22 protein-coding genes are annotated in these 20,374 nt (G+C 59.4%); 13 read left to right on the forward strand and 9 right to left on the reverse strand.

All coding sequences use genetic code 11. The annotated features are described in order from the left end of the window. Nucleotides 1–182: 182 nt before the first annotated feature. The 3 genes from ABRP86_RS09850 (at nt 183) to ABRP86_RS09860 (ending at nt 1,984) form a co-directional block, all read left to right on the forward strand. Nucleotides 183–1,364 (forward strand): hypothetical protein, encoded by a 1,182-nt coding sequence (locus ABRP86_RS09850; RefSeq protein ID WP_349864028.1) that lies wholly within the window; start codon nt 183–185, stop codon nt 1,362–1,364. Between the two features lie 136 nt (nt 1,365–1,500). Beyond that, nucleotides 1,501–1,737: a type II toxin-antitoxin system RelB family antitoxin gene (relB, locus tag ABRP86_RS09855; RefSeq protein ID WP_349864030.1), complete on the forward strand. Its 237-nt coding sequence runs from the start codon at nt 1,501–1,503 to the stop codon at nt 1,735–1,737. Then, nucleotides 1,721–1,984, forward strand: a complete 264-nt coding sequence (locus ABRP86_RS09860) for a type II toxin-antitoxin system RelE family toxin (RefSeq protein WP_284896368.1) — start codon at nt 1,721–1,723, stop codon at nt 1,982–1,984. The genes relB and ABRP86_RS09860 overlap by 17 nt, the downstream gene beginning before the upstream one ends. A gap of 59 nt (nt 1,985–2,043) precedes the next feature. Here the strand turns inward: ABRP86_RS09860 and ABRP86_RS09865 are convergent, their stop codons facing one another. From ABRP86_RS09865 to ABRP86_RS09875, 3 genes are read right to left on the reverse strand one after another with little or no spacing between them, the layout of a single operon-like run. Continuing rightward, complete coding sequence (locus tag ABRP86_RS09865; RefSeq protein ID WP_005279823.1) at nt 2,044–2,676, reverse strand: DUF3239 domain-containing protein; 633 nt, start codon at nt 2,674–2,676, stop codon at nt 2,044–2,046. Then, nucleotides 2,673–4,298 carry a DNA repair helicase XPB gene (locus ABRP86_RS09870; RefSeq protein WP_349864033.1) on the reverse strand — a complete coding sequence of 542 codons (1,626 nt, stop codon included), beginning with the start codon at nt 4,296–4,298 and terminating at the stop codon, nt 2,673–2,675. The genes ABRP86_RS09865 and ABRP86_RS09870 overlap by 4 nt, the downstream gene beginning before the upstream one ends. Next, nucleotides 4,295–6,322 carry a helicase-associated domain-containing protein gene (locus tag ABRP86_RS09875; protein WP_349864035.1) on the reverse strand — a complete coding sequence of 676 codons (2,028 nt, stop codon included), beginning with the start codon at nt 6,320–6,322 and terminating at the stop codon, nt 4,295–4,297. The genes ABRP86_RS09870 and ABRP86_RS09875 overlap by 4 nt, the downstream gene beginning before the upstream one ends. Nucleotides 6,323–6,387: 65 nt before the next feature. On the opposite strand from ABRP86_RS09875, the gene ABRP86_RS09880 reads away from it, so the two are divergent. Then, complete coding sequence (locus ABRP86_RS09880) at nt 6,388–6,573, forward strand: hypothetical protein (protein WP_005279826.1); 186 nt, start codon at nt 6,388–6,390, stop codon at nt 6,571–6,573. A 47-nt stretch (nt 6,574–6,620) separates the two neighbouring features. Here the strand turns inward: ABRP86_RS09880 and ABRP86_RS09885 are convergent, their stop codons facing one another. Beyond that, a complete protein-coding gene (locus ABRP86_RS09885; RefSeq protein ID WP_349864037.1) occupies nt 6,621–7,241 on the reverse strand; it encodes a resuscitation-promoting factor Rpf1 domain-containing protein in 621 nt (206 codons plus the stop codon). A 295-nt stretch (nt 7,242–7,536) separates the two neighbouring features. Between ABRP86_RS09885 and ABRP86_RS09890 the strand changes: the two genes are divergently transcribed. After that, on the forward strand, nt 7,537–7,917 hold the full coding sequence (locus tag ABRP86_RS09890; protein WP_349864039.1) for a cold-shock protein: 381 nt from the start codon (nt 7,537–7,539) through the stop codon (nt 7,915–7,917). Here the strand turns inward: ABRP86_RS09890 and ABRP86_RS09895 are convergent. Beyond that, nucleotides 7,914–8,447: a DUF2771 domain-containing protein gene (locus ABRP86_RS09895; RefSeq protein ID WP_349864040.1), complete on the reverse strand. Its 534-nt coding sequence runs from the start codon at nt 8,445–8,447 to the stop codon at nt 7,914–7,916. The two genes, ABRP86_RS09890 and ABRP86_RS09895, sit on opposite strands and share 4 nt — an antisense overlap. 6 nt (nt 8,448–8,453) lie before the next feature. Continuing rightward, the gene (locus ABRP86_RS09900) at nt 8,454–9,263 is read right to left on the reverse strand and encodes a glutaminyl-peptide cyclotransferase (RefSeq protein WP_349864043.1); all 810 of its coding nucleotides are present in this window, start codon (nt 9,261–9,263) and stop codon (nt 8,454–8,456) included. 5 nt (nt 9,264–9,268) lie between these two features. Here ABRP86_RS09900 and ABRP86_RS09905 point away from each other — a divergent pair, with 5 nt between their 5' ends. From ABRP86_RS09905 to ABRP86_RS09915, 3 genes are read left to right on the forward strand one after another with little or no spacing between them, the layout of a single operon-like run. Next, a complete protein-coding gene (locus ABRP86_RS09905) occupies nt 9,269–9,937 on the forward strand; it encodes a DUF3027 domain-containing protein (protein ID WP_349864045.1) in 669 nt (222 codons plus the stop codon). A 50-nt stretch (nt 9,938–9,987) separates the two neighbouring features. Then, entirely contained in the window at nt 9,988–11,391 is a 1,404-nt protein-coding gene (locus ABRP86_RS09910; protein WP_349864047.1) for an NCS2 family permease, read from the forward strand. Between the two features lie 10 nt (nt 11,392–11,401). After that, on the forward strand, nt 11,402–12,208 hold the full coding sequence (locus ABRP86_RS09915) for a TrmH family RNA methyltransferase (RefSeq protein WP_349864049.1): 807 nt from the start codon (nt 11,402–11,404) through the stop codon (nt 12,206–12,208). Here the strand turns inward: ABRP86_RS09915 and ABRP86_RS09920 are convergent. The 3 genes from ABRP86_RS09920 to serC form a co-directional block, all read right to left on the reverse strand. Then, nucleotides 12,169–12,999: a DUF6928 family protein gene (locus ABRP86_RS09920; protein ID WP_349864051.1), complete on the reverse strand. Its 831-nt coding sequence runs from the start codon at nt 12,997–12,999 to the stop codon at nt 12,169–12,171. The genes ABRP86_RS09915 and ABRP86_RS09920 overlap by 40 nt on opposite strands. Nucleotides 13,000–13,002: 3 nt before the next feature. Further along, nucleotides 13,003–13,851, reverse strand: coding sequence for a septation protein SepH (gene sepH, locus ABRP86_RS09925; protein ID WP_349853721.1), 849 nt, complete (start codon nt 13,849–13,851; stop codon nt 13,003–13,005). Between the two features lie 106 nt (nt 13,852–13,957). Continuing rightward, nucleotides 13,958–15,076 (reverse strand): phosphoserine transaminase, encoded by a 1,119-nt coding sequence (serC, locus tag ABRP86_RS09930; protein WP_349864053.1) that lies wholly within the window; start codon nt 15,074–15,076, stop codon nt 13,958–13,960. A 157-nt stretch (nt 15,077–15,233) separates the two neighbouring features. On the opposite strand from serC, the gene ABRP86_RS09935 reads away from it, so the two are divergent. The 5 genes from ABRP86_RS09935 to ABRP86_RS09955 all read left to right on the forward strand — a co-directional run bounded on the left by ABRP86_RS09935 (nt 15,234) and on the right by ABRP86_RS09955 (nt 20,366). Next, complete coding sequence (locus ABRP86_RS09935) at nt 15,234–16,526, forward strand: citrate synthase (protein ID WP_349864055.1); 1,293 nt, start codon at nt 15,234–15,236, stop codon at nt 16,524–16,526. A 121-nt stretch (nt 16,527–16,647) separates the two neighbouring features. Continuing rightward, nucleotides 16,648–17,007, forward strand: coding sequence for an FKBP-type peptidyl-prolyl cis-trans isomerase (locus ABRP86_RS09940; RefSeq protein ID WP_023025863.1), 360 nt, complete (start codon nt 16,648–16,650; stop codon nt 17,005–17,007). Between the two features lie 109 nt (nt 17,008–17,116). Then, nucleotides 17,117–17,980: an aldo/keto reductase gene (locus ABRP86_RS09945; protein WP_349864057.1), complete on the forward strand. Its 864-nt coding sequence runs from the start codon at nt 17,117–17,119 to the stop codon at nt 17,978–17,980. A gap of 394 nt (nt 17,981–18,374) precedes the next feature. Continuing rightward, entirely contained in the window at nt 18,375–18,722 is a 348-nt protein-coding gene (locus tag ABRP86_RS09950; protein WP_349864059.1) for a DUF485 domain-containing protein, read from the forward strand. Next, a complete protein-coding gene (locus tag ABRP86_RS09955; protein ID WP_349864061.1) occupies nt 18,723–20,366 on the forward strand; it encodes a monocarboxylic acid transporter in 1,644 nt (547 codons plus the stop codon). Nucleotides 20,367–20,374 lie beyond the last annotated feature (8 nt).

Here is a 20,374-nt window from a genome sequence, read left to right on the forward strand (position 1 = left end):
AGCTAAGCCTGTACACGCTGATGGTACTGCAACCGGGAGGTTGTGGGAGAGTAAGTCACCGCCGACACCAAACAACAGTTAATAACAAAATAAAGTTTGTACTGAGAGGGGCAAGGTCACTAGTCTTACTAGTGTCCTTGCCCCTCTTCTTCGTGACCCCTGGATTTTCTATAATAAAGCTCATGAGGACTCTTGCACAGGCGGTAACCGATCTCGTTCGGACCAATGACCCTGATCTGTACAAGGGTGAACGCGGGGTGTGTTATAGCGACCGCGTATTTGAAGCTGCTGAGCTATTAGAACAAGCAGTAGGGGATCCTGCACGACTTTCTGGGGTCGTGCCGCCGAGTCCATCTGATATTGTGCTTGTTTCCCTATACGCAGTCGAAGAGGTTCTCAAGACTATCCCTAGGGTGAATGACTATGCCCATGTCGTAAGGGATGCCGGCGAAGTCTTGGCGCGGATAGTTCCCTCAGCGGCGCAGCAAGCTAGTTATTCTGGTAGCGCTTTGGCTGACTGGCTTATACGAATGAACGAGATTCTTCCAGCGGAGGAAATCGACCTCGACCCAGTTCATCTGGCACCCGCTCTTGGCGACGAGGGCGTAGCCCGCTTCTGCTCGTGGCATATGGTGGAAGAGGGCGTTGGGTACGTGGGGCGTCGGCTAGCGGTGCTTGAAGGCACCGCTGAAGCGGTTTTTCGTACCCATGGTTTGCAGGGAAGTGCGGCAACGCGATATGAGGAGGTCATTTCCGGCCTTTGTGACATCGGCCGCTGTGACCTTGCCTTTGTTTGGTCCGAGAAGGCAGTTGGCGAGTGCGCCGCAGAGGAAACCCGAAATATAGCCTCGCGTTGGGCTGTACTTGCTAGGGAGCATTTTCCCGAACACTCGGAACGCGTGGCCCGCAGTGTATTCGACACATATCCAGAACTGTCGTCCGCTCAGCAACTTTATGCCGCTGTCACCGACAAGGCGGAAGCTTCGGCACACATACAAGACAGGTTGGCGGTTAAGCCCTGGGATCTAGCTATGTTCCAGCACTTGTGCCTCGAAGACCCTGAACTTGCCTGGAGCACCGTCGTTAAAGCGGGCATGCAACAGTCAATGGCGCAACGGTTCCTTGATGACCTCCCGGAGCAGGCTCTTCCCTTCGTTCGCGAGGATGTCGCAACTTATCTAGATTCGACTCGGGTTGGTCGCGACATGGGAATTGAGCTGCTGCAAGCCATGAGAAAAAAGTCGGCGGAGCTAGGGGAGCCCTGGGATGCGGACTTCAACGCGTTCTTGGCTGACCTGCGACGCCGCTACACCGAACGGCATGTCATTTTAAGGCGACTGGACGAGGTTTCCCTTATCGCTTGATTTGGTTACTGAGAAAACGCTCAATTCGTGACTATGAGTGTGCAGGAAGTCAGCAATACAAGGTGACCACAGGAAAGCGCAGGCAATGCTCACGGGGTGGTGTACAAATCGCTTTACTTGTTGTAAACATGTTTACATGAGCGAGTCAGTAATTAGTTTGCGCGTTGACGCGAAGCAGAAAGAGCGCCTAGAGGCGCTTGCTTCGCGGACTGGGCGGACTGGAGCCTTCTATCTTCGCAAGGCTCTAGATTCCTACCTAGATGAACTTGAGTATGTGTATGCGCTTGAAGCTGAAGCCGAAGCAGCCCGACGCGGAGAATTGGACACGATCTCTCTGCAGGATTTAGAGGACGAGTGTGGCTTGGTCGATTGAGTTCACCCCGCGAGCGGCGAAGGCTTTCCGGAAGCTTGACAAACCCGTACAGAAACAAATCAGTAAGTTTCTTCGTGAGGTAGCAGAGTTAGACGATCCTCGTGTGCGCGGTAAGGGGCTCGTCGCGGACAAGTCTGGATTGTGGCGGTGGAGAGTAGGGGATTATCGAGTGATTGTTTCCATCCTCGATGAAACGGTGGTCGTCAACGTCATCGATGTAGGACATCGACGCAATATTTACCTTTAACCATTTGGCAAAGGTAAAAGAAAAAGCACCAGAAACAATCTGGTGCTTGAGAGTCCTGACTAGAGGACGAGCAGGTCATAGCGGGTGGCTTTGACATCGGAAAGCCGCTTGCGGGCGCGCTCTAGGCGCTGCCATTGCTCTTGGGGGATGGATTTGCGGGCGATGGTGACGGTTTCAGCATCGGGGGTTCCCCAAGCAATGGGCATGGGGGATATCTGCTGCCAATGCTCTTTATCGGAAGTAGAACGCTGGCCGGACACGGCGGCGACAGGAACCTTGGTGCCAACGGTGCGTTGGACGCCAGGGATGGAGGACACCGTGCGCAGGCACGCGCCCCAGCGTGGGGGAAGGGAGGGATCCACATTGGTATTTACCAAGGCAAGAAGGATCATGTCTCGCTCGTTGACCTGTGCGATGACGGCGGGAGCGAGCGGATAAGAGTCATAGAGGGATTGGGCCGTTCCCACCTTGCTTGCGGCGGCGACGCCGACGATGGCAACGACGATGCCAAAGAGGATGAGCCCTAAGCCCAGGGTGATTCCCCAAGAAAAGCTCCACCACACGGCGGCGCCGGCGATGATCAGGATGAGGCCGAAGATAAGCCCGGATACGCGAAGGCGGTTGGAATCGCGCAATAACTCGTTATTGGCCTTGGCAAAGGACTCGTCAACGTCGAACTTAAAGATCTTCATTGGCCTAAGTCTACTGCGTCCATGAGCCGGTAGGCATATCCTTGCTCGGCGAGGAAGCGTTGGCGGTGCATGGCGTAGTCCGCATCCAGGCTGTCGCGGGTGACTAGAGTATAAAAGAGCGCCTCGGTTTCCTTCGGCCGCAGCAAGCGGCCGAGGCGTTGTGCCTCTTCTTGCCGGGAACCAAAGGTGCCGGAGACCTGGACGGCCAGTGCGGCTTCCGGCAGGTCAATGGAGAAATTGGCCACCTTGGATACGACTAGGATGGATAGCTCGCCCTCGCGGAATTGCTGGAAGAGCTTTTCGCGCTTGGCGGTAGAGGTAGTGCCATCGATGACTGGGGCATCGAGGTGTTCACCTAATTCGCGCAGTTGGTCCACGTATCCGCCGATGATGAGCGCTTGCTGGTCGTGGGAGGCAAGTATTTTATCGACGGCGCGGAGCTTGGCCGAGGCTTGTGCGGCGATGCGGTAGCGGTCGCGCGGCTGCGCGGTGGCATAGAGCATGCGTTCTTCCGGATCCATATCCACGCGTACCTCGATGCATTCCGCGGTTGCGATGTAGCCGGCCATTTCCAGCTCTTTCCACGGCGCGTCGTAACGCTTGGGTCCGATGAGAGAGAAGACATCGCCTTCGCGGCCATCCTCGCGCACGAGGGTGGCGGTCAGCCCTAGCCGACGCCGCGATTGCAGATCCGAAGTCATGCGGAATACGGGTGCGGGAAGCAGGTGGACCTCGTCGTAGATAATAAGGCCCCAGTCGCGGGAATCGAAGAGCTCGAGGGCGCGATACTCGCCCTTGGTCTTCCGCGTGACCACTTGGTAGGTGGCGATGGTAATCGGCTTGATTTCCTTCTTTTCGCCGGAGTACTCGCCGATGTCGCTTGGAGAAAGCGTGGTGCGGCGCAGCAGCTCGTCGCGCCACTGGCGGCCGGCAACGGTATTGGTGACCAAGATGAGGGTGGTGGATTGCGCTTTTGCCATGGCGGCGGCACCGACGATGGTTTTGCCGGCACCGCAGGGCAGCACGACGACGCCAGACCCGCCGGACCAGAAGGCATCGGTGGCGTATTCCTGGTAATCGCGCAGGTGCCAACCGTCCTCGTTGAGCGCGATGGGGTGGGATTCGCCGTCGATATAGCCGGCAAGGTCTTCGGCGGGCCAGCCAGCCTTGAGGAGTTCTTGCTTGAGGCGGCCGCGCTCAGAGGGAGCGACGGCGATGGTGTTGTCATCGATGCGCGCACCAAGCAGTTTTCCTACCTTGCCGCGGGAGAGCTCGGTAAGGATGGCAGGTTCTTCTGATTCAAGGATAAGTCCGTGGGCGGGGTGGGCGTGGAGGCGGACGCGGCCGTAGCGGGACATGGTCTCGGCGACATCGACAAGCAGCGATTGTGGTACAGGGAACCGGGAGTAGGTTTCCAGGACATCGACGACCTGCTCGGCGTCGTGCCCGGCGGCGCGGGCATTCCACAGCGCCAGGGAAGTGATGCGGTAGGTATGCACGTGCTCGGGGGCGCGCTCCAGCTCCGCGAACGGCGCGAGGGCGGTGCGCGCAGCTGCGGAATCTGGATGATCGACTTCCAGCAAGACGGTCTTGTCCGACTGCACAATCAGTGGTCCGTTCATGCGTCTAGGGTAACGGAGGTAATGCGGTGCAGGGGAAACCGGATAGTGGAGCCATCGGTGGCGCGGGCATCGATTTGGCCACCGGCGACGGTCAGCGGGGTAACGGTGCGGGTTTTGGTATTGCCGTTTTTATCGGCGTAGCCAATGGTGATGGGCCGTGCGGTGCGCGCGGCGGCGTGGACCAGATCCAGGTTGGGCAGGCTCGGGGCCTCGCCAGTGGTGAGGTTGCGCAGCGCACGCGCGATATCGGGCGGAGCGGACTGGGCGCGCGGGCTGGGCGTGGGCAGCGTCGCGGGCTCGGGCGCGATGGACAGGCTCGCGCCGCTTTCGTCCTCGGCGGCGGGGGAGAGGCCGTATTCGCGCAGGCGCTCCAAGAGTTCGCTGACGCGTAGTTGGGAGATCGCGACCGTGGGGGCCAGCAGGCGCAGCGGAGCGGCCTTCGTAGCGATCTGCAAGAGGGCTGGGTCCTCGCTGCGCAGGTAGGACAGGGCAGGCCCGGAGCGCAAGGTGCCGTGGCGCTTGGCGATGTCCTCAATGTGGAACGCCAGCATATGCGGGACATCGCCATGCGCGGCGAAGAAGTCGCGGATTTCCGTGCCCGTCATCCCGCGGTCCAGGCCGCGGCGGAGTGAGGCATCGCTGATGCGGTAAACGCTGGCCAAGCCGGGCGATTCCAGATCCGCCAGGGACTCCAGGGTGTGGTGGGCAGCGGGCTCGAGGGGCCCTGGCACGAGCACGGTCATATCCGCCTGGACCAGGAAATAATCGATGGTCTCTGGGGTCAGGGAATCGGCGGCATCGAAGCCATCGATAAGCACGCTGGTGGCTCGCCCGAGCGCGATGGCGCCTATCCATTCGGCCTCGCGGTGCAGCTCATCGATGGTCTCCGGGGAGGTATGCGTGGCGAAAAGCGGAAAAGCAAAATGCAGATCCTCGCGAAATTCCTCCGTGGAAAGAGGCTCTGCGGAGTTGAGGTAGACGTCGAGGATATGCCGGCGGAACTTGGGTAGGCGATCGGTGCTGGTAGAGAGTACCCGGCCCGATTCCCATGGGGTCCACGGAGAATGTTCCCAGGCCGCGAGGAGCACGCGCCATTGCGCGGCTAATCCTGCATCGAGCCACTCTTGGGCGGAGTCGGTGGGCGCAAGGAAGTTTCCCTCGTACCCGGATGGTTCGCCGCGGTTGATAAGCCGCGTAGACAGTCCAAGCGTAATCAGGCGGCGCAGTTCTGGTTCCGCGATGTCCAGCTGCTTGCTGAGCTGGGCAAGGGGGCGCACGCCGACGGTCTTATCCTTGAGCAGCTCGATCGGCCGGGCACCCAGGGCAGAAATGAGCTGTTGCATGCCTCGCACTACCAATAGGCCGGCGGCGGTACCGGCGTCATCGGCCTTGCGGTCTGCGGTGGGCTGACCGCGGCGCGCGGAGGGCTCGGTGGGAATATGCGGAACGCTGTGCCCCTTCATCGCGCGGTGCACCTCGCGCGGCAGGCGAACGGTCTGGGAGTCCACGCGCTGCAAGAGCTGCTTGGCAATCAAGCGCGGCACCGGGTGGGACGGATTGGTCTCGCGGGTGATACCGATGCCATTGGAGCGCGCCAGGGTGGCAAGGACGTGGCGTTCGTCTTCAGCGAGGGCATCGATTGTTGCGGGCGATACCTCGAGTTGATTAAGCAGCGACCAGCCGGTGGGCAGCGCAGGCATGACCTCTGGCGGAATCTGCACCGCGCCGAAGGCGAGGCCGCGCTCCTTGAGCTCGCGGGTGATATCGGGGTTGCGGTCTTCTACCTCTGCAAGCTCGCCGCCGCGCTTGGCGATGTCCTCCAGCACCGCCAACTGCTGCGCGTTACACTCCGCTAGCGCCCGGGCGATAGAGGTGCGCAAGAGGAGGCGCGTGGCAAGCGCCGCGATGGAAGGCGGCAGCGGGGTTAAAACATCGGGGCGGTGGCGAAGGATGGTGGCCAGTTCCTCTTCCGAAAGGGAATTAAGCCAGGTGCGAAAATGCGGGAGGTGGGAGGACTGAGTCATGATAAATCACAATTTTAGCGCCGGATTGAGTTACGTTTTTGCCCGAGGTTTGAAATAATAAGGCTATGTCGAATGAAAAGAATGGCTTTGTTTCCCCGGCTTGGCCGGACAATGAACACCGCGAGCATGCAATTACGGAAATTTCTGCGCCTTTTGCTGGTGCTTCCAGCCCCTACGGCGACGATCTGGTGCTGCCGATGCCGGCAGAGAAGTTGAACTACGTTCACCCTTATACCCGCATCAATCGTTAAAAAATTCCCCTTGCCGCGGACGGCGAGGGGAAGTTTTATGCGCTTATTTAGCGGCTGAAGGTCTCAACCAGCTGCGCAATCGGGTCGATGACGTTGCGGTTTGCGGAGTAGAACGCGTTAAAGTCGTGGCGGTTGGCGTGGTAGGCATCCGAGATTTGTGTCGGCAGCTGCAGGCCGTAAGCGTTAGCGGTGTCCTTAACGAGGTTGTAGACGGCGTCTACGGCAAGCTCATCGGACTTGTTTTCTGCTGCCTGCTGCACTGGCTGCGGTGCTTCAGCAGGAGCGGAAGGGGCGGTGCGATCGGTCGGCGCGGAGTTCAGGCCAAGGGAAGCCGAGCATGCGGGCCATGCGCCCCAGCCCTGGTTAGCCAGGGTGCGCTCAGCGATGACAATCTGCTGCTCGCGGGTTGCCTGGTTAGCGGTAGGGGCGAACTCGCCGCCACCGTATGCCTGCCAAGTCTGGGCGTTGAACTGCAGGCCGCCGTGGTAGCCATTGCCGGTGTTGATGTGCCAGTCACCGCCGGACTCGCACTGTGCGAGGCGGTCCCAGTCGGAGTCAGGGGCAGCGGCGGCGTTCGGCGCCATGATGGCAGCGGCTGCGCCCAAGGCAACGGTGCCCGCGGTGAACTTGGCGGCAAAGTGGTTAGTCTTAGCGGAGTGGCGTCCCATAAAAGTAGTCCTTTCCGTGGTGCCCGTTTTCGTGTAAATGTTTTGCGCCTAGAAGAAAGGATGGGCAGGGAAACCTTCTTTGCGGCGACACTGAGGGCTAGCGTAGTGGTTTATAACGAAATAGTCACGTTCTGGGCACTAAATGGGAAAGAATTGAGACTATTGTGGTTCCGTCCGCAATATTTCCGCAGGTAGCGGTTGCAGTGTGAACTATGTCACACGCCACGTGGAGCTTCTGTTCTGTATAACTTCCAGCTAAACTTAAGAATTTACCCAAGAGAAGAGGTGGATACCTATGCCCATTGGCAAAGTGAAGTGGTATGACGCCGAGAAAGGTTTCGGTTTCGTTAGCAACCCGGGCGATGAAGACGTCTACGTCGGCCGGAATGTCCTGCCCAAGGGAGTAGAAGAAATCTTTCCGGGCCAGCGCATCGAATTCGATTTCGCGGTGGGGCGCCGCGGACCGCAGGCGCTGCGGGTGCGCGTGCTGGACAAGCCGCGCCGCCGCACGCCGTCGCGCAAGCCGGAAGAGCTCGGCAGCATGGTCTCTGATGTTATGACTCTGCTGGAATCGCAGGTGCAGCCGGTACTGAACTCGGGGCGCTACCCCGAGCGCAAGACAGGGCGCCAAGTAGCAGAAATCCTCCGCGCGATTGCGAAGGATTTAGATAGTTAATCATCCATGGTGGAGAGGGACCACACGGTGGCGAGGGGGGTTTCTTCGCCATCGTCGTCGGTGCCAATCATGAGGGAGGAAACCTCCACCACCATGAGCCGGGGGCGCTCGCCAGTCGATGCCTCGATGGGGTCTACCGAACCGGGGATATCTACCTCGGTCGTTTCATTCGCACCGTGAGAGGTCTCATCATTGGCGGCTGGGTCATCATAAATGGACAGCACCTTCCATTCGTGATTTGAGATCTCTTCGGGGATGTTCAGATGCAAGGTGTCATCCTCACCCACCGTTAGCTGGGGGACATCGCCTTCGGGGCAATCGGTTCCCGGCTCGCACACGAGGTAGGGCGTGACTTCCTTGGTGTTATCCCCCACGGAGGCGGTAATCGCGATTTCGCTCGGCTCAGGGCCTGGGCGCGAATTGCGCCAGCTTTGAAAGATCACCACGGAGGCGACGATGACCGCCACGACCACGATGAGCGCGAGGATTTGCAGCAGCGACTTTTTCCTTGCTTCCTTACGGGTTGCCATGGCCCATTACTTTACTCGAACGCGGTAGAGCTCATCCCACCGCTTGCCGGTAAGCCAGAATTCATCGGCGCCCTCGATATGGGCGATGCCGTTTAAGACATCATCGGGATCGGTGTATTTCGATTTATCGATGGCATCGGTAGAAATCACCGCGGTTACCTCGCCGGAGGAGGGATCTATGCGGTAGATATCTTCACTGCCCCACACGTTGGCGTAGACATCACCGTCCACGCATTCCAGCTCGTTAAGCTCTTCCACGGGCGAGCCCTCGAGGGTGACCTCGGTGGTCGAGCGCTCCGCAAAGGTTTCTGGATCCATGTGCCGCAGGGTAGAGGTGCCATCGGACATGATGAGCTCGTCCTGGTTGGCGCATAGCCCCCAGCCTTCGCCGGCATAGGTGGCAGACTTAGTGCGCTGGAAGTCGCCGTCATAGCGCAGGGCCTGCCCGCGCTTCCAAGTCAATTGCCAGATGGAATCACCGTATTGGGTAATGCCCTCCCCAAAAAGCGAGTCATCGAGGGCGTGTTCCTGCAGGACCTCGCCGGTCTCAGGGGAGAATCGGATGAGTTTGGATTCGCCCCATTGCCCGGTGCCGAGCAGCAGATTGCCCTCGCCGTCTTCCTCTAGTCCTTGTGTAAAGGAGTTCTCTGGCAGCGGCGCGGTATCGAGGACCTCGACTGAAAGGTGCTCGGGAGAATTGGGGGAGTCAGAAGAATCAGAGGAACAGGCGGTCAAGGCGCAGCAGGGCACGGCGATGAGCGCGGCGCGGCGGAGAAACGACATGCACCATATGTACCACTGTCGGTGGGCCATCATGAATAATGAGGGGCGTGAGTAAGCGAAAAGCAAATCCGTTGATCGATTCCCGCGCCGTACGCATTGCGCGTGAGGCTTTGGAAGAGGTGGGGGAAGGGGGCATCGGCAAGCATAGGGGCGTCGCCGGAATGGGCCGCAACGTTGTCACCCACCGCTTTGAGGCGGATATGCCGGGCTACCCAGGCTGGGAATGGCAGGCCGTGCTCGCGTGCGCGGAAGGCTCGCGTTACGTCACCGTCAATGAGGTCGCGCTGGTGCCGGGCGGGGAAGCGCTGCAGGCCCCGGAATGGGTGCCGTATGAGGACCGCGTGCTGCCGGGGGATTTGGGCCCGGGGGATCTTATGCCGCCGGCCGTCGATGATGAGCGCCTAGATGGAAATGAGCTTTCTGCCAAGGGCCTGGCGGATGCCAAGCATCGCTGGCAAGAAGAATATGGCCCGACCACGGAGATGGCGGCCAAAGCGCACCTGCAGTGCCGCACGTGCGCGTTTTATATGCAGCTGATGGATAACTTTGGGGTATGCGCCAATGAGTATTCCGCCGATGGCCGCGTGGTGCATGCGCGCTACGGGTGTGGTGCGCATTCGCAGACGCGGGTGAGTGAGGAGAAGGCGCCGGCCGCGGCCTTCGATGACGAAAAGCCCATTTACCAAGATTTTGAATTTGGGGATTAAAGCAGCACACTTAGGGCGTAAAAATACCGCTCTACGTGAAAGGGCACGGCGTGAAAGCCACTCTCGATCGCTATTTCCAGATTTCTGAACGCGGTTCCACCATTGGAACTGAGCTACGCGCGGGAACGGTCTCGTTCTTCGCCATGGCATATATTATTTTGCTCAACCCGCTGATCCTGGGCACGAGCCCGGATGCGGAGGGCTATACCTTAGGCGTGCCGCAGGTCGCGGCAGCTACGGCGCTGGTCGCCGGCGTCATGTCCATCGCCTTCGGCGCGATTGCGAAGTACCCCTTCGCCATGGCCGCGGGACTGGGCATGAATACCTTCGTCGCCATCAGCATGGTCGCCACCAGCGGGCTGAACTGGCAAGAAGCCATGGGCCTAGTGGTAATCGAGGGCCTTATTATCGTCCTGCTCGCCGTGTCCGGTTTCCGCACCGCAGTATTTGACGCCATCCCGCAGCCCATGAAGGCCGCGATGGGCGTGGGCATTGGCATGTTCATCGCCATGATCGGTTTCGTGGACGGCGGGTTTGTCACCCGCGTGCCCGATGCCGCACAGACCACCGTGCCGGTGGGCCTGGGAATTAATGGATCGATTGCCACCTGGCCGGCGGTGGTCTTTGTCATTGGCCTTATCATTTGTGCCTTCATGGTCATCCGCAATGTCCCGGGTGGGCTTTTTATTGCCATCATCCTCAACACGGTGATCGCCTTTATTGTCCAGGCATTCACCGACTCGGAGGACTGGGGCATGGCCGCCCCAGAGGCCCCAGATGCGCTGGGTGGCATACCGGACCTTTCCATCGTGGGCGATGTGAACCTGGTGGGCGCCTTTGCCAATATCGGCGTGATTTCCACGGTCCTGCTCATCTTTACCTTGCTGCTGACCAACTTCTTTGATGCCATGGGCACCATGACCGGGCTGGGTAAGCAGGCCAAGCTCGTGGATGAAAACGGCAACCTGCCGGGCATGAAGAAGGCTCTGGTTGTGGAAGGCACCGGTGCGGTCGCCGGTGGTTTGGGCTCGGCATCCTCGAATACCGTCTTCGCGGATTCCTCTGCCGGCATTGCCGATGGCGCCCGCACCGGCCTGGCCAATATCATGACCGGCTTGCTATTTATCGCCGCCATGTTTTTCACCCCGCTCTACGAGATCGTGCCCATCGAGGCCGCCGCGCCCGTCCTGGTCATCGTGGGCGTGATGATGGCTGCGCAGCTCACGGATATCCCGTGGACGCGCATGGAAGTGGCCATCCCGGCCTTCCTTACCATCGTGGTCATGCCGTTTACCTATTCGATTGCCAACGGCATCGGCGTGGGCTTTATTACCTTTGCGCTCATGTCCACCTTTGCTGGTAAGGCCAAGCAGGTGCACTGGATCATGTGGCTGCTTGCTGGCTTGTTCGTCATTTACTTTGGCATCGATCCGATTTCGGAGGCCATCGGCTAGCCTGGAAGGCATGCATATTTCTGATCCCCGTGACCCTCGCCTGGATGATATTCGGAACCTCAACAAATCCGATAAATCCGGCGAGGGTTTGGTCATTGCAGAAGGCCCCTTGGTGGCAGCCCGCCTGATGGAATCGCGCTTTCCCATGCGCTGCCTGGTGGGCTTTCCCCAGAAGCTGGAGGCCTTCTTTGCAGAGTACGGAGAGCCAGAGTGCCCCGTCTACGAAGTATCGCGTGAGACCCTCGCGGAGGTCGCAGGGTTCGATATGCACCGCGGGTTGGTTGCCGCCGCAAACCGCGCCCCAGAGCCGGAGGTGGGCGAGATTCTGGAGCATTCCCGCACCATCGCCGTGCTGGAGGGCGTGGGGGATCATGAAAATATCGGCGCCATTTTCCGCCACGCGGCCGGCATGAACGTTGATGCGGTATTGCTGGGCTCAGGTGCTGCGGATCCGCTCTATCGACGCTCGGTGCGCGTATCCATGGGCCACGTGCTCCGCGTGCCCTTTGCCCATTTGGAGGGCGGTTTCACCACGTGGCAGCGTTCCTTGCAGGCGCTTGCCGATGCCTCCTTCACCCTCATTTCCTTAACCCCCAACCCCCAGGCGGTGCACCTGGCAGAGGCCCTGCACGGGCGGGACAAGGTGGCCATGCTGGTTGGCGCGGAGGGCCCCGGGCTTACCGAGCACGCGATGAAGGCCACCGATATCCGCGCGCGGATACCGATGGCCCCAGGTACCGATTCCCTTAATGTGGCAACCGCCGCCGCCATTTCCTTTTATGAGCGCCAGCGATCCTTAAGTGACTTAAACGTCTGACGCAGCCAGTTGCCAATTAGCGAGCCGAGGTGCTTGGCGGTGGAAAGGATCTCATCGCCGGTGGAATCCGGCTCGGCATCGTGGTCCTCGTAGTCGTCATAATCATTAAGGCCCAGCTTATTCGCGGATTGAGCGGCGAACTCGCTGACCGGCTGCTTCGGCTTCGGCGGATCGATCTTGGGTTCTGGGCGCCCGTCGACGGCATAGCCGACGACATTCAGATCCGGGCCTTCCTGTCCCACGGTGATGCCCAACCAGTGTTTTTGGGCGGCCTCCATGATGCTGTGGGGGCGAAACGGCAGGGAAATGCCGCCGAGGGATTCGTCCTTTTCGCCGGCCCAGAACGGCGCCTCGAAGGGCTCGGGCAGGCCGGTGTCCTCGTAGAGACGGTCGCGGGAGGCACACAGGCAGCGCTTGAGCTCGCCGCCTTCCCACAGCGCGAAGCCCGCATAGTCCTCGTCCGCGTTGCTGACCAGGGCGATAACCCGCTGGGCGGGAACCGCGTTCAAGAGGTCTTGCGGCAGCTGGGAAAGCAGGACGGAATCGCCCTCGCAGACCGTTTGCACCACGGTAATGCCCGGGTAGCCGCCGATGTAGTACTCATTCGGATCCGTCTGCGCGGAACGGTTCAGGGGGAATTGCCCAATCGGGGTGACCGGGAAATTCGGGTTGAGTTGGGCTAGGAACTTGCGGCCGAACCCGCGGTCCGCCTTGGGCTCGGTCTTGAGTACTTCTTCGGCGCCTGGCTTGGAGATGTACCACAGCGTGAGAACGGTATGAGAGATGTCCACTGTTTAGTCCCTTGGGCGCTTGGTATTGGAGCGAACGCCCAAGAGTACGTCCTCCCAGTGTGGGGTGACGGCTTTGCGGCGGCGCTTCGAGGGCTTGGACTCGGAGGAAGGATTCTGCAGGAATTCCTCTTCTTCCGTCTCCTCGTTGGAACCGGAAATATCGGTGACATTGGCGGGCTGATCGCCATCAATGGCCTCGTCGTAGCGGCCGCTGCCCAAGGAGGTTAGCGAGCGCACCGGTTGTACGAAGTCCGGGTCCGTAAGGTCTGCCGCGACCGAGTTGCGGGCCTCGACCGTAGCGGGGGAGGACATGGACTGCTTAAAGGTCCATTCCGCCTCGTTTTCAGAAAGGCCCGCCTTCCAGGTCACGCGCACTACCCACGGCTCACCCTGGTGGCGGTAGGCGTCCCACGTGGACTCCGAAAGGGAGTGGCCGCGGGCGGCAAAAGAGCTGGCCAGCACCTCCCACAGGGTGAGCTTGGCAGGGCCATCCTCGCGCACTGGGTGGGCCTGCTTGGCCACCTCAGAAATGCGATTGCGCTCCAGCATGACTGGGTAGGCGAAGGGCTCGATGCGTGATTCATCGACGTGCATTTCTTCCGCTAGCTCTGCCGTGGAAGCACCGGCGCGGATGCGGTTTTGGATCTCGGCCGGCCGGATCTGCTTTTCTTCCTCTTCGTGGGAGGGCTTGGGCATCGGCGCTAGCTTCGGCGGCTCTGGCTTGCTAGCGGTGGGCGTGAGGGCGGAACGCAGCTCATCGGTGATGGGAAGGGAAAACTCTTCGCCTTCTTCGGTGCGTAGCACCAATGAGTCTTCGCTCGATTCGCTGTCAACGAGAAACAGCTCGCGCATAGTGTGGCGCTCCTTTGCCTATCGACGGAAGGACGGATCTGTGATGCAGTCAACTATAACGCGAAAACGCCCCGCGCCATGCGAGGCGGCGGGGCATGTTGATGACTTAGTTGGCATCCAGCACGTAGTCGATGCACTGCGTGAGCTTGGCGATGTCCTCGGTTTCAATCGCCGGGAACATGCCCACGCGCAGCTGGTTGCGGCCGAGCTTGCGGTACGGCTCGACATCGAGGATGCCGTTGGCGCGCAGGGTGGCGGCAAGTTGTGCGGCATCCACGGATTCGTCGAAATCGATGGTGCCCACGACCAGCGAGCGCGCTGCCGGGTCGCTGACGAATGGGGTGGCCTCCGGGCGAGATTCGGCCCAGTTGTACAGCGTGGAGGAGGACTCGGTGGTGCGCTTGACCATGCCGTCGAGCCCGCCATTGTCATTCATCCACTTAATCTGGTTATCCAGCATGAGCAGGGTGGCAATCGCCGGGGTGTTATAGGTCTGGTTCTTGCGGGAGTTAGTAACCGCAGTCTGCAGGTTCAAAAACTCCGGGATGAAGCGATCGGAGTTATTGATCTTTTCGATGCGCTCCAGGGCAGCCGGGGACATCGCGGCGAGCCAAAGGCCGCCGTCGGAAGCAAAGCACTTCTGCGGCGAAAAGTAGTACACGTCGGTCTCTGCGATATTGACGGGGAGGCCGCCGGCGCCAGAGGTGGCATCGACAAGCACGAGCTGCTGGTCGTTGTGGGGGTGGGGGCGAACGACTTCCGTCATTGCGCCGGTCGAGGTCTCATTGTGGGCCCAAGCGGCGACATCGGCATTGGCCGCGAGCTCGCGCGGATCCGGTGCGGTGCCGGCGGGAGATTCGGTCAGGGCCGGGGCATCAAGCCATGGAGCCTTGGAGGAGGCTTTGGCAAACTTGGTGGAGAACTCACCAAAGGTAAGGTGAGCCGACTGGCGCTCGATGAGGCCGAAGGTAGCCGCATCCCAAAAAGCCGTGGCGCCGCCCAAGGACAGGACGATTTCGTATCCCTCCGGAAGAGGAAAGAGATCGCTTAATCCCTCGCGCACGGAACCGACGAGGTTTTTCACCGCCGGCTGGCGGTGCGAGGTGCCCACGATAGCGGGGTCAATAGCTTCGATCTGGGCGGGGCGCACCTTGGAGGGTCCGCAGCCAAAGCGGCCATCGGAAGGCAAGAGATCTGCTGGCAGTGTGATTTCTGGAGTACTCATGCCGCTAGTGTAGAACAGTTCCGGTTGAATGGCAGGTATTTTGATGCCCGTAAACATGTTGGCAGTATCACAAAGTTTGCTAGAGTGTGAATAGGTATAAGGCTGACTTGTGTAAGTTAGCGCCTTAAAGAACTCTTTAACAGGGAAAGGAAATTCCGTGTCTACTGAAGAAAACAAGGTAGTACTCAAGCACGCTGGCAACGAGTACGAGATGGATATCAAGCAGTCCACTGAGGGCGATTCCGGCTTCGATATCTCCAAGCTCCGCAAGGAAACCGGGCTTGTTACCTTCGACCCCGGCTACACCTCCACCGGCTCCACCGAGTCCAAGATTACCTTTATTAACGGTGAGGAGGGCATCCTTCGTTACCGTGGCTACGATATCGCTGAATTGGCAAATAACGCCACCTTCAATGAGGTTTCCTACCTGCTGATTAAGGGTCACCTGCCGGATGAGCAGGAACTGTCGGAGTTCAACAACGCCATCCGTCACCACACCCTCTTGGACGAGGACTTTAAGGCACAGTTCAACATCTTCCCGCGCGATGCCCACCCGATGGCCGTGCTTGCCTCCTCCGTGAACATTCTCTCCAGCTACTACCAGGACCAGCTGGACCCACTGGATGAGGAGCAGCTGGACAAGGCTACCGTTCGCCTGCTGGCTAAGGTGCCGATGCTGGCCGCTTACGCCTTCCGCGCATCCCAGGGCAAGCCTTATATGTACCCGGATAACAACCTCAATGCGCGCGAGAACTTCCTGCGCATGATGTTCGGTTACCCCACCGAGGAGTACGAGGTTGACCCGGTTGTCTCCAAGGCACTGGACAAGCTGCTCATCCTGCACGCTGACCACGAGCAGAACTGCTCCACCTCCACCGTCCGCATGATTGGTTCCGCACAGGCCAACATGTTCGTCTCCATCGCCGGCGGCATCAACGCCCTGTCCGGCCCGCTGCACGGCGGCGCTAACCAGGCCGTGCTGGAGATGCTCGAGGACATCGAGAAGAACAACGGCGGCGACGCTACCGACTTCATGAACCGCGTGAAGAACAAGGAAAAGGGCGTTCGCCTGATGGGCTTCGGCCACCGCGTGTACAAGAACTACGACCCACGCGCGGCCATCGTCAAGGAAACCGCACACGAGATCATCGATCACCTGGGCGGCGACCCGATGCTGGATCTGGCCATGAAGCTGGAAGAGATTGCGTTGAACGACGATTACTTCGTCTCCCGCAAGCTCTACCCGAACGTGGACTTCTACACCGGCCTCATCTACCGCGCCATGGGCTTCCCGACGGACTTCTTCACCGTCCTCTTCGCCATCGGCCGCCTGCCGGGCTGGATCGCTCAGTACCGCGAGCAGCTGGAGATGAACACCAAGATTAACCGTCCTCGCCAGATTTACACCGGTGAAACCCTGCGCAAGGTTACCCCTCGCAGCGAGCGCTAATTAGCGCTTTTGGTCGCCCCAATTCAACCGAATCGGGCTTGAGCACTATAATTGGTGCAGCTCGGTTCGGTTTCATTGCGACCGCACGAACAAACTAGATTTCCCAAGGAGAATAATCCCCATGGATAAACCTGTTATTGAAGCCCAGTCTGGCCCAGCGCCGACCGACCTCGTCATCGAGGACATCGTCGTAGGCGATGGCGCTGAAGCTAAGCCTGGCGGCGTAGTGGAGGTCCACTACGTTGGTGCCGAATATGAGACCAACCAAGAATTCGATTCCTCGTGGGACCGTGGCCAGTCCATCGAGTTCCCACTGACCGGTCTCATTGCCGGCTGGCAAGAGGGCATCCCGGGAATGAAGGTGGGCGGTCGCCGTCAACTCATCATCCCGCCGGAAAAGGCCTACGGCCCTGCCGGCGGTGCGCACCCGCTGTCCGGCCGTACCCTGGTCTTTATCATTGACCTTATCCGCGCCGACTAATCTGCGCTAAAAGCGTTGAACCGGCTCCCCTTAAGGGGAGCCGGTCTTTCGTTGTGTAGAGGCAGTCAGTTGCCGCAGGGGACCGCATAAGACGGCAAACTGGGGCACAATGGGGAGTATGACTGTGCCAAATATTTCTTTCAATGATGACCGCGAGATGCCCCAGCTGGGTCTGGGAACCTACAAGCTCAATGACGATGAATGTATTCGCGTAGTCCGCGAAGCCATTGACCTTGGCTACCGCCACTTTGATACGGCAACGCTGTATAAGAACGAAGAGGCATTGGGTACCGCGCTGAACCAAGCCATTGACGCGGGCGACGTCACCCGCGAGGACCTGTTCATTACCTCCAAGGTCTGGCACTCCCATCACGGCGCGCAGAAGGTGGAACAGGCTTTCCAGGAATCCATGGAGAAGCTGAAGCTGGATTACTTGGACCTGTACCTTATCCACTGGCCGTGGCCACAGGGCGGGCTGTACGTGGAGACTTTTGAATCCATTGCCCGCCTGCAGGGCATGGGTCAGATTGCTTCCATCGGTGTCGCTAACTTCTACGAGGAGGTCCTCGAGGATCTCATTGATAAGACCGGCATTACCCCGGTGCTCAACCAAGTAGAGCTGCACCCCGGATTCACCCAGCCGGAGCTGCGCGAATTCCACCACAAGCACGGCATCGTGACCGAGGCTTGGTCGCCGCTGGCACGCGGCGTGGTGCTTAATAACCCGGAGATTGAAAAGATTGCCGCCGCGCACGAGGCTACCGAGGGCCAGGTGGTACTGGCGTACCTGATGGCCAAGGGCATTTCCGTTATTCCGAAGTCCGCCCGCAGTGAGCGTCTCAAGGAGAACCTGGCCGCCGCGGAGCTAGAGCTGGGCAAGGATGAAATCGCCGCGGTTGACTCCTTGGAAGGCCAAGAAGGCTTCGGCCGCATGTTTAATGACCCCCGCGAATTCCCGGGTGCTGAGGGCTAAGAAAGCACTCTCGGGCGAAGGAGCCACCGGCGACGGCGTCGTCGGTGGCTTTTGCTGTGCGTGCCCGTTGGGTGGAGAGTACGTGCTGGTCAAAGCACCAACGACGTTGATAGGTGGTTCCTTTCGTGCGGCCTTTACTCATTAGTTAATGTCTGGTTAACAAAATTTGCGAACCACTTAAATTCAGGGTGAAGGGGGTGATTTGCAAAGAATATTAGCCCAGTTCATCGGAACCTATCAAGCTAAAAGGGGGGAGTTTTTATGGGGCGTATTGGCAATATTTACTGCTTTGCAAAAAATGTTCTGTATCTTACATAGCAACGCAGGTAGTTATGAACAACACATCTCGCCTCGTTTGTACAGAACCTCTCTCACCCAAGGAGACAACCCTTCTATGAGTGATACAACTGCTTCCGTCGAGCGCCGTGAGCTTACGGCAGCCGACTACATAGAAATGCGCGATAGCGAAGAGTTTGGCGAGCTGCGCAGCGCTTATCGTAGTTTCACTTTTCCCATGACCGTCGCGTTTTTCGTGTGGTACATCGTCTACGTGCTGACTGCCGTGTTTGCGCCTGATTTTATGGCCATTGAGCTTGGCGATGGCGGCTGGAATATTGGCCTCGTCTTCGGCCTAGCCCAGTTCCTCACCACGTTCATCATTACCTGGGTTTACGTGAAGTACGCCAATAAGAATATTCAGCCTAAATCGGTTGCTATTCGTGAGAAGTTGGAGGCCAAGTAAATGACTACCACTTACCTTGCACAAGAAACTTCTGCCGGTAACCCGATTCTGAATATCTCCATCTTCGGCATCTTCCTCGTGGTGACGATGACCGTCGTGCTGCGCGCCGGCAAGACCACGAAGAAGGCTTCGGACTTTTATACCGGTGGTGGCTCGTTCTCCGGCCGCCAGAATGGCTTGGCCATTTCCGGTGACTACCTTTCTGCAGCGTCCTTCCTCGGTATCGTCGGTGCGGTGGCGCTTAACGGCTACGACGGATTCTTGTACTCCGTCGGCTTCTTCGTCGCTTGGCTCGTGGCCCTGATGCTCGTGGCCGAGCCGATGCGTAACGTGGGCCGCTTTACCATGGCGGACGTGTTGTCCTTCCGCCTGAAGCAAAAGCCGGTGCGCGTGGCTGCGTCCATCGCCACGCTCTTCGTGACGCTGTTCTACCTCATCGCCCAGATGGCCGGCGCCGGGTCCCTGGTGGCCGTGCTGCTGAACATCCATGACTTTAAATGGCAGGCAGTTGTCGTCGGTATCGTCGGCGTGCTGATGATCCTCTACGTCTTGGTCGGCGGCATGAAGGGCACCACCTACGTGCAGATGATTAAGGCCGTCCTGCTGGTAACCGGTGTGGTCATCATGTGCATCATGGTGTTTGTCTCTCTGCGCGGTGGATTCAGCAACATGTTCAGCACCGCAATTGATATGCACGCATCGTCCGATTACCTCCATGAAAAGGGCTATGAGGCCAAGGAAATCATGGAGCCGGGCCTGAAGTACGGCGGCTCTACCGCCGCTAAGTTGGACTTCATCTCCTTGGGTATGTCCCTGGTGCTGGGTGTGGGTGGCTTGCCACACGTTCTGATGCGCTTCTACACCGTGCCGACCGCCGTTGAGGCGCGCCGGTCCGTGACCTGGGCCATCGTTATCATCGGTTCCTTCTACCTGATGACCCTGATCCTGGGCTACGGTGCAGCCGCACTGGTTGGTCCGGACCGCATCCTGAACGCACCGGGCGGCGCGAATGCTGCGGCACCGCTGCTGGCTCTGGAAATCGGTGGCTCCATCTTCATGGCGATTATTTCCGCCGTGGCCTTTGCCACCGTGCTTGCCGTGGTGGCGGGCCTGGCGATTACCGCCTCCGCCTCCATCGCGCACGATATCTACCACGCCGTTATCCGCAACGGTGAGTCCACCGAGGCAGAGCAGGTGCGCGTCTCGCAGGCTACCGTGGTGGTCCTGGGTATTGTCTCCATTATCTTGGGTATCTTGGCGATGACCCAGAACGTGGCCTTCCTGGTCTCCCTGGCCTTCGCTGTGGCGGCATCGGCTAACCTGCCGACTATCCTGTACTCGCTATACTGGCGCCGCTTCAACACCGCGGGTGCCGTGGCTTCCATGTACACCGGTGTTGTCTCCTGCTTGGTCCTCATCTTCTTCTCCCCAGCGGTATCCGGTACCGAAAGCGCCATGTTCCCGAACGCGGACTGGGCTATCTTCCCGCTGACCTCGCCGGGTCTGGTCAGTATCCCGCTGTCCTTCTTCGTCGGTTGGTTCGTATCCATCGTGACCAAGCCGGACAACTTGGACGAGTTGGCGGCAGAGATGGAGGTTCGTTCCTTGACCGGTGTGGGCGTCGAGGCCCCAGTCCAGCACTAATTGCCCGA

Source organism: Corynebacterium sp. KPL3927 (genome assembly GCF_040225835.1).
GTDB lineage: Bacteria > Actinomycetota > Actinomycetes > Mycobacteriales > Mycobacteriaceae > Corynebacterium.

Excerpts from the sequence above, each read along its gene's own strand:
- ABRP86_RS09850 (WP_349864028.1), top strand. The coding sequence starts at position 183 with ATGAGGACTCTTGCACAGGCGGTAACCGATCTCGTTCGGACCAATGAC.
- relB (WP_349864030.1), top strand. The coding sequence starts at position 1,501 with ATGAGCGAGTCAGTAATTAGTTTGCGCGTTGACGCGAAGCAGAAAGAG.
- ABRP86_RS09865 (WP_005279823.1), bottom strand. The coding sequence starts at position 2,676 with ATGAAGATCTTTAAGTTCGACGTTGACGAGTCCTTTGCCAAGGCCAAT.
- ABRP86_RS09870 (WP_349864033.1), bottom strand. The coding sequence starts at position 4,298 with ATGAACGGACCACTGATTGTGCAGTCGGACAAGACCGTCTTGCTGGAA.
- ABRP86_RS09875 (WP_349864035.1), bottom strand. The coding sequence starts at position 6,322 with ATGACTCAGTCCTCCCACCTCCCGCATTTTCGCACCTGGCTTAATTCC.
- ABRP86_RS09880 (WP_005279826.1), top strand. The coding sequence starts at position 6,388 with ATGTCGAATGAAAAGAATGGCTTTGTTTCCCCGGCTTGGCCGGACAAT.
- ABRP86_RS09885 (WP_349864037.1), bottom strand. The coding sequence starts at position 7,241 with ATGGGACGCCACTCCGCTAAGACTAACCACTTTGCCGCCAAGTTCACC.
- ABRP86_RS09890 (WP_349864039.1), top strand. The coding sequence starts at position 7,537 with ATGCCCATTGGCAAAGTGAAGTGGTATGACGCCGAGAAAGGTTTCGGT.
- ABRP86_RS09895 (WP_349864040.1), bottom strand. The coding sequence starts at position 8,447 with ATGGCAACCCGTAAGGAAGCAAGGAAAAAGTCGCTGCTGCAAATCCTC.
- ABRP86_RS09900 (WP_349864043.1), bottom strand. The coding sequence starts at position 9,263 with ATGATGGCCCACCGACAGTGGTACATATGGTGCATGTCGTTTCTCCGC.
- ABRP86_RS09905 (WP_349864045.1), top strand. The coding sequence starts at position 9,269 with ATGAGGGGCGTGAGTAAGCGAAAAGCAAATCCGTTGATCGATTCCCGC.
- ABRP86_RS09915 (WP_349864049.1), top strand. The coding sequence starts at position 11,402 with ATGCATATTTCTGATCCCCGTGACCCTCGCCTGGATGATATTCGGAAC.
- sepH (WP_349853721.1), bottom strand. The coding sequence starts at position 13,851 with ATGCGCGAGCTGTTTCTCGTTGACAGCGAATCGAGCGAAGACTCATTG.
- serC (WP_349864053.1), bottom strand. The coding sequence starts at position 15,076 with ATGAGTACTCCAGAAATCACACTGCCAGCAGATCTCTTGCCTTCCGAT.
- ABRP86_RS09940 (WP_023025863.1), top strand. The coding sequence starts at position 16,648 with ATGGATAAACCTGTTATTGAAGCCCAGTCTGGCCCAGCGCCGACCGAC.
- ABRP86_RS09945 (WP_349864057.1), top strand. The coding sequence starts at position 17,117 with ATGGGGAGTATGACTGTGCCAAATATTTCTTTCAATGATGACCGCGAG.
- ABRP86_RS09950 (WP_349864059.1), top strand. The coding sequence starts at position 18,375 with ATGAGTGATACAACTGCTTCCGTCGAGCGCCGTGAGCTTACGGCAGCC.
- ABRP86_RS09955 (WP_349864061.1), top strand. The coding sequence starts at position 18,723 with ATGACTACCACTTACCTTGCACAAGAAACTTCTGCCGGTAACCCGATT.